The organism is Rhodococcus cercidiphylli (assembly GCF_033042225.1).
GTDB lineage: Bacteria > Actinomycetota > Actinomycetes > Mycobacteriales > Mycobacteriaceae > Rhodococcoides.
In genome coordinates this window covers 20,203-32,900 of sequence record NZ_JAWLKE010000015.1, presented here as the reverse complement: position 1 = coordinate 32,900, position 12,698 = coordinate 20,203, and the positions used below count along the sequence as shown (strand labels likewise).

At 66.0% G+C, this 12,698-nt stretch carries 11 protein-coding genes and 1 tRNA gene; 3 read left to right on the top strand and 9 right to left on the bottom strand.

The window, feature by feature from the left end; genetic code table 11:
- Nucleotides 1-17: 17 nt before the first annotated feature.
- A complete protein-coding gene (locus tag R3P95_RS25765) occupies nt 18-503 on the bottom strand; it encodes a PH domain-containing protein (RefSeq protein WP_317549891.1) in 486 nt (161 codons plus the stop codon).
- 36 nt (nt 504-539) lie between these two features.
- Nucleotides 540-803: a cell division protein CrgA gene (gene crgA / locus R3P95_RS25760; RefSeq protein ID WP_032396997.1), complete on the bottom strand. Its 264-nt coding sequence runs from the start codon at nt 801-803 to the stop codon at nt 540-542.
- 203 nt (nt 804-1,006) lie between these two features.
- On the opposite strand from crgA, the gene R3P95_RS25755 reads away from it, so the two are divergent.
- A complete protein-coding gene (locus R3P95_RS25755) occupies nt 1,007-1,753 on the top strand; it encodes a DUF881 domain-containing protein (RefSeq protein WP_317549890.1) in 747 nt (248 codons plus the stop codon).
- 13 nt (nt 1,754-1,766) lie between these two features.
- Nucleotides 1,767-2,408 (top strand): aminodeoxychorismate/anthranilate synthase component II, encoded by a 642-nt coding sequence (locus R3P95_RS25750; RefSeq protein ID WP_068045567.1) that lies wholly within the window; start codon nt 1,767-1,769, stop codon nt 2,406-2,408.
- 16 nt (nt 2,409-2,424) lie between these two features.
- Here R3P95_RS25750 and pknB read toward each other — a convergent pair whose 3' ends face one another.
- The 7 genes from pknB to R3P95_RS25715 form a co-directional block, all read right to left on the bottom strand.
- Nucleotides 2,425-4,365 carry a Stk1 family PASTA domain-containing Ser/Thr kinase gene (gene pknB, locus R3P95_RS25745; RefSeq protein ID WP_317549889.1) on the bottom strand — a complete coding sequence of 647 codons (1,941 nt, stop codon included), beginning with the start codon at nt 4,363-4,365 and terminating at the stop codon, nt 2,425-2,427.
- Nucleotides 4,362-5,726: a serine/threonine-protein kinase gene (locus R3P95_RS25740; protein ID WP_269596379.1), complete on the bottom strand. Its 1,365-nt coding sequence runs from the start codon at nt 5,724-5,726 to the stop codon at nt 4,362-4,364. Before R3P95_RS25740 ends, pknB begins: the two co-directional genes overlap by 4 nt.
- A gap of 6 nt (nt 5,727-5,732) precedes the next feature.
- A complete protein-coding gene (locus tag R3P95_RS25735; protein ID WP_317549888.1) occupies nt 5,733-7,217 on the bottom strand; it encodes a peptidoglycan D,D-transpeptidase FtsI family protein in 1,485 nt (494 codons plus the stop codon).
- Complete coding sequence (locus R3P95_RS25730) at nt 7,214-8,671, bottom strand: FtsW/RodA/SpoVE family cell cycle protein (RefSeq protein ID WP_094638419.1); 1,458 nt, start codon at nt 8,669-8,671, stop codon at nt 7,214-7,216. The genes R3P95_RS25735 and R3P95_RS25730 overlap by 4 nt, the downstream gene beginning before the upstream one ends.
- A complete protein-coding gene (locus tag R3P95_RS25725) occupies nt 8,668-10,107 on the bottom strand; it encodes a PP2C family protein-serine/threonine phosphatase (RefSeq protein WP_317549887.1) in 1,440 nt (479 codons plus the stop codon). Before R3P95_RS25725 ends, R3P95_RS25730 begins: the two co-directional genes overlap by 4 nt.
- The gene (locus R3P95_RS25720) at nt 10,104-10,568 is read right to left on the bottom strand and encodes an FHA domain-containing protein FhaB/FipA (protein WP_037195344.1); all 465 of its coding nucleotides are present in this window, start codon (nt 10,566-10,568) and stop codon (nt 10,104-10,106) included. The genes R3P95_RS25725 and R3P95_RS25720 overlap by 4 nt, the downstream gene beginning before the upstream one ends.
- Nucleotides 10,569-10,737: 169 nt before the next feature.
- Nucleotides 10,738-12,165: a DUF3662 and FHA domain-containing protein gene (locus R3P95_RS25715; RefSeq protein ID WP_317549886.1), complete on the bottom strand. Its 1,428-nt coding sequence runs from the start codon at nt 12,163-12,165 to the stop codon at nt 10,738-10,740.
- Nucleotides 12,166-12,372: 207 nt separating this feature from the next.
- On the opposite strand from R3P95_RS25715, the gene R3P95_RS25710 reads away from it, so the two are divergent.
- A tRNA-Leu gene (locus tag R3P95_RS25710) sits at nt 12,373-12,458 on the top strand.
- The last annotated feature ends 240 nt before the right edge of the window (nt 12,459-12,698 follow it).

The window sequence follows — 12,698 nt, the reverse complement described above, 5'->3', positions numbered from 1 at the left end:
CCACGGGGGTCGGACGATCAGGTGTTGCGAGGCACCAAGCCGTGGGTTTCGAGTGCGTCGTATACGTCTCGGGGATCGGTTCCGAGGTCCCATCTGCCGAAGATGATCAGTCGATCGTCGTCTTCGCCGGGTGGGCGGATGTCGAGTTCGAGCATCGGTACGCGTCGGCCCAGGCGTGGGTATTTCACGATTTTGACGCGCACGATGTCGTTGCGGGTGTACGTGCGTAGTCCGCCGAGGCGTTTCATCACCAGTGTTCCGTCGTGGGTGATGGCCAGTCGGGGGCGTTGTGCGGCGGCGAGTGCGGCGATGATCCACATTCCGACGGCGGCGAGTCCGACGAGGAATGTTCCGGCTGCGTCGGTGGAGGAGAGTGCGGCTCCGATTCCGAGGGCGATTCCGCCTACGACCAGGGCTGCGACGGCCACGAGGGGCGTCGCCCACTGCTGTTCGTACACACCCTGTGGATCGTTCGTAGAGTTATCCACAGGGTTTATCCACATTGGGGATGAATGACATCGATGTAACTCTGTCGGATCTCAGCGCCACCGCATGGTCATGACGAGTCCGACGACCATGAAGCCGAAGCCGATCAGGAAGTTGTAGGCGCCGAGGTTTCCGATGAAGGCGATGTCCTCGGAAGCCAGGTAGTAGACGATCAGCCACAGCAGCCCGACCAGCATGAATCCCAGCATCAGCACCACGTACCAGACCGGTGACGGTCCGGCGTTGACCTTGACCGGCGTACGGTTCGCCGGGTTGATCGTGTAGTCGTTCTTCTTCCGTACCTTCGACTTCGGCATTGCTTCCTCTTCGCGTTCGTGACGGCCCGCGGCACTGCGGCCGTACCTGTGGACAACTGACGATCGGAACCTGTGGATCGACGGGTGCCGCGCATCCCCAGGCTATTGTCGCCTGGAGGACCGTGACGGTCACCGACCCGGTTGCTGTACACGCTAACGCAGGTGAGCCCAGCACCGACCCACCGGACAAATTGCGAGCACCCGTGACACGACGATCGACTGCCCCCGCCGACACTCGTTGGTGGGTGCTCGCCGTCGCGGTGTGCGCTGTCGTCGGTCTGCTGCTCGGTACCACCAGGCATGTCTCCGACGGCACCGAACTCCGTGGAGGGGACACCACCCGACTCGCCGACCTCGTCGATGCAGCTCAGAGCAGCAGCGTGGAGGCCGAGCGCAGCAGGGACACGCTCGAGCAGCAAGTCGACACCATTCAGCAGCGAACCGCGTCCGTCGACACCGACGTGGCCGACGCTCTGGCCCGCATCGATTCCCTGGCCGACGCGGCAGGACGCGAGGCCGCGTCCGGCGGCGGTGTGACCGTCACGATGGCGGACGCTCCCCGTGGACCGGACGGCTCGTATGCGTCCGATGCATCCGTCGACGATCTGGTGGTTCATCAGGTCGATGTGCAGAGCGTGCTCAATGCGTTGTGGGCCGGTGGAGCGTCGGCGATCGCGTTGCAGGATCAACGGCTGGTGGCCTCGTCGGCTCCGCGCTGCATCGGGAACACCCTTCTTCTCGGCGGACGTACGTACAGTCCGCCGTACGTGATGACGGCGATCGGGGATTCGGATCGGCTGCGCGCGGCGTTGCAGAACGAGCCGGGTGTGCGGTTGTACGAGCAGTACGCGCTGAGATACGGCCTCCGCTACGACGTCGGGGTGTCCGAGGACCTCTCGGTGCCCGCGTACTCCGAATCGGTGCGCATGCGGTATGCACAGCCTCGCTGAGTACGCTGTCCACATGCGTATTCTCGTCGTCGACAACTACGACAGCTTCGTCTTCAACCTCGTCCAGTACCTGGGTCAGTTGAATGCCGATGTCGAGGTCTGGCGCAACGACGACGAGCGCCTCACCGATCGCGATGCCGTCGCGGCCCGGTTCGACGGCATTCTGCTCAGTCCGGGACCGGGCACGCCGCAGCGCGCAGGTGCCACGATGGATCTGGTCTCGGCCAGCGCCCGCACGAAGACGCCCCTGCTCGGGGTCTGTCTGGGACATCAGGCGATCGGCGCAGCCTTCGGTGCCACCGTCGAGAAGGCCCCGGAACTGCTGCACGGTAAGACGAGTCTGGTGCACCATTCGGGCGTCGGAGTTCTCGAGGGCATGAACGAGCCCTTCACCGCCACTCGCTACCACTCACTGACCGTCCGGGAGGACACCATCCCGGCCGAACTCGAGATCATCGGGCGCACCGAATCCGGTCTGGTCATGGCGATGAGGCACACCGAGCTACCGATTCACGGCGTCCAGTTCCACCCGGAGTCCATCCTCACCGAGGGCGGACACCGCATGCTGGCGAACTGGCTGACCGTATGCGGGATGCCCACCGACCCCGGTCTCGTCGCCAAGCTCGAAGCTCAGGTCGCCGAGGCGTTCGCCTGAGCTCGACCCGAGGTGTCTAGCCGGTCGGAATACCCAGCGCCCCGATACTCACGGTGATGGTGTCGGACTTGCTGATCTCCGAGCCTGCCGGCTGAGTCTGGTTCACGATGCGGCCGACCATCAGTGGGTCGAGCGTCGATTGCCTCGACGTCGACAGGTCCGACGCGGTTCCGGTCCATCCTGCCGATTCCAGTGCTGTCAGAGCCTGAGCTTCGGTGAGTCCGGCCAGGTCCGGCATCGGGATCTTGTCTCCGTTCGACACGCGCAATGTCACGACCGTGTTCTCGGCGACGTTGGCACCACCGGCGGGGTCCGTCGAGACGACCTGTCCCACCGGCTGACTGGAGTCGATGTTCTCTATCTGGACGCGGAGACCGGCACCCGCCACGTTCGGCTGCGCAACGTCGACGAGCTGGCCGACGACGTTGGGCATCCGTACCTGCGCCGGGCCGGAACCGAGCGTGATGCGAACCTGCGAGTCGGCGTTCATGCTCACGCCCGAGGACGGGTTCTGTTCGACGACCCTGTCGAGGTTCTCCGGCGCGGACGGTGCCCGGGCGACTGTGGGATCGAGTTGAAGGCCCACCTCGTTCAAGGCGTCCGACGCCTCCTGTTGCGTTCTTCCGGTCAGTCGCGGCACCTGCACCTGCTGCGGGCCCGAGGAGACGTCGAGCTGGATGTCCCCGGGTGATTCGGTCTGTGATCCCGCGGCGGGGTTGGTGCCGATCGCGGACCCTTCGGGAACCGACGCATCCGGCCTCTCCTGCACGGTGACGCGCAGGCCGACATTCTCGAGTTCCCGCTGGGCCTCGTCTGCGACGAGGCCGGCGACGGACGGCACGGTGACGGACGTGGGCTCAGCTCCGGGACCGAGGGACCACAGGAATGCTCCGACGATCGCGACGACGATGATCGACGCCGCGGAGATCAGCGCGATCTTCAGGCCCCGACGACTCCTGGGTTCGCTGTCGGGTTCGGTGTGCCTCGACGGGCGGGGAGCGCCGGCGGCTGCTGCGGCCGGCTTGTCCGTGCCGGAGAAGTCCGCCTGCCGCGAATCGACCGATCCGAGAATCGTGGTGCGGTCCTCGTCGTTCATGACCATCGGGGCGCTCGGACGTTGACCGCCGAGCACCCGGACCAGGTCGGTGCGCATCTCGGCGGCACTCTGGTAGCGGTTGGCGGGATTCTTGGCCATCGCCTTGAGGATGATCGAGTCGAGTTCACGCGGCACCGTGTCGTTGACCAGCGACGGCAGCTGAGGATCCTCGCGCACGTGCTGATAGGCGACCGCGACCGGGGAATCACCCTTGAACGGGGGCTCGCCGGTGAGGATCTCGAACAGCACACAGCCGAGCGAGTAGACGTCCGATCGAGCGTCGACCTGTTCGCCGCGAGCCTGCTCGGGCGAGAGGTACTGCGCGGTTCCGATGACGGCGGCCGTCTGAGTCATCGGCGACGAGGAATCGGCGATGGCGCGCGCGATACCGAAGTCCATCACCTTCACCGCGCCCGCGTTGTTGATCATGATGTTCGCGGGCTTGACGTCGCGGTGCACGATGCCGTTGCGGTGGCTGAAATCGAGTGCAGCACAGACGTCGGCGATGACCTCCATGGCTCGACGCGGCGCCATGGGTCCTTCGGCGCGCACGATGTCGCGGAGGGTGTCGCCGTCGACGTATTCCATGACGATGAACGGGAGCGGACCGGCTTCGGTCTCGGCTTCACCGGTGTCGTACACGGCGACGATGGCCGGGTGGTTCAGTGCGGCCGCGTTCTGGGCTTCGCGTCGGAACCGCAGATAGAACGTGGGGTCGCGAGCAAGATCGGCGCGCAGAACCTTGATGGCGACGTCGCGGTCCAGCCGAGTGTCACGTGCCAGATGAACCTCGGACATGCCGCCGAATCCGAGTATCTCGCCCAGCTCGTAGCGAGAGGAGAGCGTACGGGGAGTCGTCATCGTTGTCCTTGTGGATCTTGCTGGAATGGAATCTCGATCAGCGGACGTCGCGTCGTCGTCTCGGTGGGCTCCGCCGAGGTGGTCGTGGTTTCCTCGGTGGTCGTCGGCTCCTCCGTGGTGGTCGTCGTCGTGGTCGTCGTGGTTTCTTCGGTGGTGGTGGTTTCTTCGGTGGTCGTGGGTTCGGTCGTCGTGGTCGTGGTGGTGGTCGGCTGCGTGGTGGTCGTGGTCGGCGGCACGAACGGCGTCGGCGTGTCGTCCCTGCCCCCGGTCAACAGCACGTAACCGCCGATGAGGATGGCCAGCAGCAGCAGTCCGGCACCGCCCCAGGCGAGGGCCTTCTGCGCCGACGACATTCCGGTGGACTCGGGTACGGCGGCCGCAGCCGTTCCGGTGGCCGGTCCGCGGTACTCGCGCTGCGACGTCGGCATCATCTGGGTGCTCGACGGCGGCTGCGGGCTGGGCACGACGCCCGGCATCATGACCCTGCCGGTGCCCGAACCGCGGGAGTTTCCGGGCGCAGGCGGGCGACGGCCGGCTCGGACCGCGGCGACGGCGTCGGCGAATTCGCCACCGTTGGCGTAGCGCGCGGCCGGGTCCTTCACCATCGTGATCTCGATGAGTTCGCGTACGGCGGGAGGCAGGTCGAGTGGCATGGGGGCCGGCGTCTCGCGCACGTGCTTCATGGCCACGGTCAGCGCACCGTCGCCCACGAAGGGCCGCGTGCCCGCGAGTACTTCGTATCCGACGACTCCGAGCGAGTAGACGTCGGAAGCCGAGGTCGCCTCCTCGCCGAGTGCCTGCTCGGGGGCGATGTACTGCGCTGTGCCCATGACCATTCCGGTCTTGGTCACCGGGGACGCGTCGACGGCTTTGGCGATGCCGAAGTCGGTGATCTTGACCTGGCCGGTGGGGGTGATCAGGATGTTGCCCGGCTTGACGTCGCGGTGGACGACGCCTGCGGTGTGCGCGATCTGCAGCGACCGGCCGGTCTGCTCGAGCATGTCGAGGGCATGGCCGAGCGGCAACCGGGACATGCGACCCAGCACGGCGTTGAGCGGCTCACCGTTGACCAGTTCCATCACCAGGTAGGCCAGTGATTCGCCCGCGCCGTCGCGGGTCTCGCCGTAGTCGTAGACGCCGGCGATTCCTGGATAGTTCAGCTGCGCGGTGGTGCGTGCCTCGAACCTGAAGCGCTGCAGGAATTCCGGGTCCTCGGAGAACTCGGCCTTGAGTACCTTGACCGCGACACGGCGATCGAGGCGGTTGTCCATCGCTTCCCACACCTGCCCCATACCGCCGGTGGCGATGAGGCGCAGAAGTCGATAGCGCTGCGCGATGACAGCTCCGTTGCTCAGTGGCACTTCACGTCACCTCCCCTGCAATGCGGCTGCGATGACGGCGCGCCCGATGGGTGCGGCCACGGATCCACCGGTCGCGGCGAGGGCTCGATCGCCGCCGTCCTCGACGATGACGGCAATGGCGACCTTGGGATCCTCGGCGGGTGCGAATCCGATGTACCAGGCATGCGGCGGGGTGTTACGCGGGTCCGAACCATGTTCTGCGGTACCGGTTTTCGATGCGATCTGGACCCCGGGGATCTTGCCCTCCCCGCTGGTGTTGTTCTCGGAGCCGATCATCAGGTCGGTCAGAGTCGCCGCGGTGGCCGAGCTGATCGCCTCGCCCATGGCCTTCGGCTGGTAGCTCGACAGGTCGGACAGGTCGGGAGATTGCAGCTGCTGCACCAGGTTCGGGGCCATCCGCACGCCGCCGTTGGCGACGGTGGCGGCGATGACGGCGTCCTGCAGCGGGGTCAACGCCACGTCGCGCTGGCCGATGCTGGACTGGCCGAGGGCGGCGTCGTCGTCGATGGGTCCGATGGTGCTGTCGGCGACGGTGAGCGGAATGGTCGTGTCCTCACCGATGCCGAAGGCCGCGGAGGTCTCGCGCATCCTGTCCACCCCCGTATCGACGCCGAGCTCGACGAAGGCGGTGTTGCACGAGCGTGCGAACGCTTCACGCAGCGTTGCCGTCTGGCCACCGCCGCACGTCGAACCGTTGTAGTTCTCCAGCGTCGTCGAGGTTCCCGGCAACGTGATGTTCGACGCGGCCGTGAGTTGATCGTCCGGTGTGGCGCCCGCTTCGAGTGCGGCTGCGGTGGTGATCACCTTGAACGTCGATCCGGGTGGGTAGGTCTGCGAGATCGCCCGGTTGACCATCGGCTTCTCGGGATCGTTGCTCAGGTTCTCCCATGCCGCGGTGGTGGTGCTGCCGTCGTGGCTGGCCAGCAAGTTCGGGTCGTAGCTGGGGGTGCTGGCCATGGCGAGGATGTTGCCGGTGGCCGGGTCGAGGGCCACCACCGAGCCGGTGTATCCCTTGGCGGTCAGCTGGTCGTATGCGACCTGCTGAACGACGGGGTCGATGGTGGTGACGACGTTGCCGCCGCGGGGGTCTCGGCCGGAGATGAGGTCGAACAGTCGTCCACCGAAGAGCCGGTCGTCGGATCCGTTGAGTACGGGGTCCTCGGCGCGTTCGAGGCCGCTGCTCGAGTACAGCATCGAGTAGTAGCCGGTGATCGGCGCGTTGGCCTGCGGGCTGGCCGGGGAGATCGAATTCTGGGGGTAGGTGCGCAGGTACTTGTAGCGGTCTTCGGTGGGGACCGAGGATGCGAGCACCTGGCCGCCTGCCGAGATCTGACCGCGCTGGCGGGAGTACTCGTCGAGCAGTACCCGTGAGTTCCTCGGGTCGGTGCGCAGATCGTCGGCCTTGATGACCTGGAGGTAGGTGGCGTTGGCGAGCAGTGCCACGACCATGACCATCACGGCGATGGACACGCGGCGCAGGGGAGTGTTCATGCGCGCTTCACCATCTCGGTGGGTGCCTCCGCGATGGGCGCTGCGGGGGCGGGCTTCTTCTTGGGCTTTGCCGGCTCACGGGCTGCGTCGGAGATCTTGATCAGCAGCGCGAGGAGCAGGTAGTTGGCGAGAAGCGACGATCCTCCGTAGGACAGATAGGGCGTGGTGAGGCCGGTGAGTGGGATGAGTTTGGTGACGCCGCCGACGACGACGAACAGCTGGATGGCAATGGTGAACGACAATCCCGCAGCGAGCAGTTTGCCGAAGCTGTCGCGAACGGCCAGCGCGGTACGCATGCCGCGAATGATGAACAGCAAGTACAGGATCAGGACCGCGGTCAGGCCGATGAGGCCGAGCTCTTCGCCGACCGTCGCGATGATGAAGTCCGTCTTGGCGAAGGGCACCTGGGACGGTCGACCACTACCGAGCCCGGTACCCGCCAACCCGCCCGTGGCGAAGCTGAACATCGACTGGACGATCTGGTAGCCGGTGTCGTTGTAGTCGTCGAACGGACGCAGCCAGGTGTCGGTGCGGATCTTGACGTGGCCGAACACCTGATATGCGAAGAGGAATCCGACGAGCAGCAGTCCGAAACCGATGATCAACCAGCCGACGCGTTCGGTGGCGATGTAGATCATCACCAGGACGGTTCCGAAGATCAGCAGCGAGGTGCCGAGGTCCTTCTCGAACACCAGCACGCCGACGGAGACGATCCAGACCACCAGGATCGGCCCCAGATCGCGTGCCCGCGGGAAGTCCATTCCGAGGAAGTGCTTGCCGGCGACGGTGAACAGTTCCCGCTTGGCGACCAGCAACGATGCGAAGAAGATGAGCAGCAGAATCTTCGCGAACTCCCCGGGCTGAATACTGAAGCCGGGCAGCCGAATCCAGATCTTCGATCCGTTGACCTCGGAGAAGGCCGACGGCAGCATCGCCGGGATGGCCAGGAGCACCAGTCCGGCGAGACCGACGGTGTAGCCGTAGCGAGCCAGGGTGCGGTAATCACGCAGCAGCACCAGCAGAGCGACGAAACCAGCGATGGCCAGCGTCGTCCAGAGCACCTGCTGGTTGGCATCGGGCGAGGGAATGGGGTTTCCGAGATACTGAGCCTGCTGCTCGTCGGCCAGGTCGAGACGGTGAATGAGCACCAGACCGAGCCCGTTGAGCAGCGCCACGATCGGCAGCAGCAGCGGATCCGCGTAGGGCGCGAAGCGTCGCACGGCCAGGTGCGCCACCGTCATCAACGCGAGATAGGCCACCGCGTACTTCGCCAGATCCCAGGTGATGGTCTGTTCCTGACTGGCTTCGACCAGTACCAACGAGATCGTGGTGATCAGGACCGCGGCCCCGAGCAGAAGCAGCTCGACCCCGCGCCGGTTCGATTGAATCGGTGCAGGCGCGAATCCTTCGGGCGGACTCGGAAAGGACCCTCCGGCGGACGGATTGGAACTCATCGAGTACCGGTCCTGCAGTTCTGACCGGGAATCTGCGGGACCGTCGGTGTCGGTACCGCAGTGGTGGTCGGTGCCGCCTCGGGAACGGGCTCCGCAGCCGGGGGCAACGGAACTCCGGGCGGCGGGATGATCGTCGTCGGAGTCGGTTCGACAGTCGTGGTGACGACCGGCTCGGTCTCGCACACCTGGAGCAGGTCACCGGAGGCCAACCGCTCGACCTGACCGCGCGCGTCGTCGAGAGATCCGGACGGCAAGCCGGCCGTGACCTGCTCGCGCGCGGCAGGCAGAAGGTCGTCGATCTCGAACGGAACACAGTCCGCGGGAGCGGCATCCGGAGCGGTCAGCGTGACGGCTCCGTCGTCGTCGAGGCAGCCGACCAGTTCCACGCTCTGCAGCGAGTAGCCCAGTACCGAGCCGGGGAGGCCCCTCAGCACGGTCACCTTGCTGTTGTCGGCACCGACGTAGTAGTTGCCTCTGATGATCGAATTGGCAACGAGCGCACCGATTGCCGCCAGCACCACCAGGGTCAGGGCGATCAACGTCCAGCGCAGTTTGTGCGACTTCTTCTCGGGCGTGACGACCGGGCTGGTGACGCGCTTGGGCGTCGTACGCGGTGGTCGCATCGCGGCGGCGCGTCCGGCCGCGGTGTTGGGCGGAGGGGCGTCTTCCTCGTCCTCGGTGCTGGCGGCACCGCCGAGGATGGGGTGGCTCTGTCCGTAGTCGAGGTCGATCACGTCGGCGACGACGACCGTCACGTTGTCGGGTCCGCCGCTGCGCAGCGCGAGTTCGATCAGGCGATCGGCGCACGGGCCCGTCTCGCCCTCGTTCATGGTGTTCTCGATGGTTTCGTCGCTGACGACGTCCGAGAGGCCGTCGGAGCACAGCAGGTAGCGGTCGCCTGCACGTACTTCCCGAACGGTGAGCGTCGGCTCGATCTCGTTTCCGGTGAGGGCACGCATGATGAGCGAACGCTGCGGGTGGGTGTGCGCCTGTTCGGCGGTGATGCGGCCCTCGTCGACGAGTGACTGGACGAAGGTGTCGTCGCGAGTGATCTGGGTGAGCGAGCCGTCGCGCAGCATGTACGCACGTGAGTCGCCGATGTGTACCAGTCCGATTCGCTTGCCCGCGAACAGGATTGCGGTCAGTGTGGTTCCCATGCCGTCGAGCTCGGGTTCGTCCTCGACCTGATCTGCGATGGACGCGTTGCCTTCGCGGGTTGCTGCCTCCAGTTTGCCCAGCAGATCCTCGCCGGGCTCGTCGTCGTCGAGATGAGCCAATGCGGCGATCATCAACTGCGAGGCCACTTCACCGGCCGCGTGACCGCCCATGCCGTCGGCCAGCGCCAGTAGCCGAGCCCCGGCGTACACGGAGTCCTCGTTGTTGGATCGAACCAGACCGCGATCACTGCGGGCGGCGTAGCGAAGGACGAGGGTCACGGGCGCAACTCGATCACGGTCTTGCCGACGCGGACAGGAGTTCCCAGGGGCACGCGAACGGCGGTGGTCACCTTCGCGCGGTCGAGGTAGGTGCCGTTGGTCGAACCGAGGTCCTCGACGTACCAATCACCGCCGCGGGGCGAGATGCGCGCATGCCGCGTCGACGAGTAGTCGTCTGTCAGAACGAGAGTGGAGTCGTCCGCGCGTCCGATGAGGACGGGCTGCGTTCCGAGCGAGATACGCGTTCCGGCGAGACCGCCCTGGGTCACCACGAGGTACTTGGCCACCTTCTGCTTGTTGAACGACGGAAGAACCTTCGAGCCGCCGGAGTAGCGAGCAGGCACTCGCATGCCTGCGGCCGCGTAGATGTCGCTGCGCAAGGTGCGAAGGACGGCCCAGACGAAGAACCACAACAACAGCAGGAAGCCCGCCCTTGTCAGTTGCAGAATCAATCCCTGCACGACGATTCACCTCCTCCTTCGCAATCGACCTGCATCCCGCCCACGCGAAAAGCCGCGGCGCGGCAGACATGGTTGCCTCGCAGCATCATAGGGTCAAGCAGCTCGTGTGGACGACATACGGGTCGGCGAGAGTGCGAGTCGAACCGCCACCCGAGCCCACGAAAGATCGTCAGACGATCCGGACCAGAATTTCGGAGTGGCCGGCCCGAATGACGTCGCCGTCGGCCAGTTGCCAGTCCTGCACCGGAGCGCCGTTGACGGTGGTGCCGTTGGTGGAACCGAGATCGGAGAGCATGGCCACGCGGCCGTCCCACCGGATCTCGATGTGTCGACGCGAAACGCCGGTGTCGGGGAGTCGGAACTGTGCGTCCTGACCACGGCCGATGATGTTCTGACCGTCACGAAGCTGGAAGTAGCGGCCGCTGCCGTCCTCGAGCTGCAGCGTCGCGGCCAGCGCCTGACTGCGAGCTTCGTACGAGGCGGGCTGGTCGTAGCCGTACCCGTCACCGCGATCGCCCGCGCCCTGCTGCGGGTAGCCGCGACCGTAGGCGGCCGGGGCAGGCGGGTAGTCGTAGCCGGGCTGCTGGTAGCCGGGCTGCTGATATCCGGCGGCCTGGGGCTCGGCGTACCGACCGGACGGGTCGTTGTACGCCTGCTCCTGGTACGGAGCCTCCGAGTACGCAGCACTGTCGGCACCGCTGTACTGGTAGCCCTGAGCGTCGTAACCCTGCGCGTTGTAGCCGTGGGCGTCGTACCCCTGCGCGTTGTAGCCCTGGGCGTCGTAACCCTGCTCCTGGCCACCGGGCGCGCCGTAGGCGTGGGGGTCGTAGCCCTGATCCTGGCCGGCTGCGCTGTAGGCCTGACCCTGCTCGGGGTACGGCTGCTCGTCGTAGCCCTGGCCGTTGTACGGCTGCTGGTCGTAGCGCGGGTCGTGCTCTGCAGGCGCGTAGGCCTGGGCGTCGTAGCCGTTCTGTTCACGTGCGGGGTAGCGCGGATCCTGGCCACCGGCGTAACCGTTGCGCGCGCGCGGATCGGGGCGATGACCGTCCGCGGGGTCGCGTTGCGGGTCGTAGCCTGGGTTCTGCGTCATGTGGCCGGCTCCTGGTGTCGACATCGGTGGGGCAGACGGTCGCTGCGTAGCTGAAGGGACGGGACTCGGTGCTGCTTGTGCCGACGCGCCCTGCTGCGGGAACTCGTTCCGTGCAGCAGTCGCCGATCGTCCCACATCGGGATCGACCGAGCCACTGGCACGGAACTGTCCAGTGTGAAGGGTGGGCGACGGCTCGAAGCGAACCACCACGTCGCCGTAGGTCTGCCAGCCTTGATCGCGGATGTAATCGTCGAGGTGACGCGAGAAGGCCTTGACCGTCAGTTCTCGGTCACCGGCGAGTTCGGCGTGGTCCGAGCTGTTGATGGTGATCACGTAGCTGTTGGGTGCCAGGAGGTGCCCGCCGTCCAGGGGCCGAACCAGGTCCGACGCTTCCTGCTGGAGCGCTGCCTCCACCTCCGCCGGTACGACGCCTCCGCCGAACACGCGGGCGAAGACGTCGCCGACAGCGCCCTGGAGCTTGCGTTCGAAACGCTGAACGATGCCCATCGTGACCCCTCCTCTCACTGTGTTCTTCCACCGTGTGGTGCCTGCTGGTGTGCAGGTCGCGACAGCCGCGTGTCATCACGAGGTCGCGCTCCAAGCATGATATACGGTGCCGCCGACGGGGACTGCCCGCCGCCGTCGGCTCACGGCACCTCGACGCGGCGATTTTCGAGCGCGGCATGGTGCGTGTTAGTGTTCTCGCCGTCACCCGGGCGGGTGGCGGAATGGCAGACGCGCTGGCTTCAGGTGCCAGTGTCCTTCGGGACGTGGGGGTTCAAGTCCCCCTCCGCCCACCACACTGGCCGCAGCTGATTCGATCGCTGCGGCCAGTAGTTTTTCTCCGGCCCTTTTTCCTCGAATCGTCTTACAGGCGTGTGATTCTCGGCCGATGTCGGTGCCGGTGTCCAGGACCCGGCCCCAAGGGCGTCTCGCATCCGGAAATTCGCAGGTGAAAGCCCGTAATAGGCTTACCTTATTTGCGGTGGCACCCAGGTACTGACTTATCGTTCGTAGTTGGATCGGCCTCACCACGGCCG

Bases quoted from the DNA above. Each gene is read 5' to 3' on its own strand.
- R3P95_RS25765 (WP_317549891.1), bottom strand. From the start codon at position 503: ATGTGGATAAACCCTGTGGATAACTCTACGAACGATCCACAGGGTGTG.
- crgA (WP_032396997.1), bottom strand. From the start codon at position 803: ATGCCGAAGTCGAAGGTACGGAAGAAGAACGACTACACGATCAACCCG.
- R3P95_RS25750 (WP_068045567.1), top strand. From the start codon at position 1,767: ATGCGTATTCTCGTCGTCGACAACTACGACAGCTTCGTCTTCAACCTC.
- pknB (WP_317549889.1), bottom strand. From the start codon at position 4,365: ATGACGACTCCCCGTACGCTCTCCTCTCGCTACGAGCTGGGCGAGATA.
- R3P95_RS25735 (WP_317549888.1), bottom strand. From the start codon at position 7,217: ATGAACACTCCCCTGCGCCGCGTGTCCATCGCCGTGATGGTCATGGTC.
- R3P95_RS25730 (WP_094638419.1), bottom strand. From the start codon at position 8,671: ATGAGTTCCAATCCGTCCGCCGGAGGGTCCTTTCCGAGTCCGCCCGAA.
- R3P95_RS25715 (WP_317549886.1), bottom strand. From the start codon at position 12,165: ATGGGCATCGTTCAGCGTTTCGAACGCAAGCTCCAGGGCGCTGTCGGC.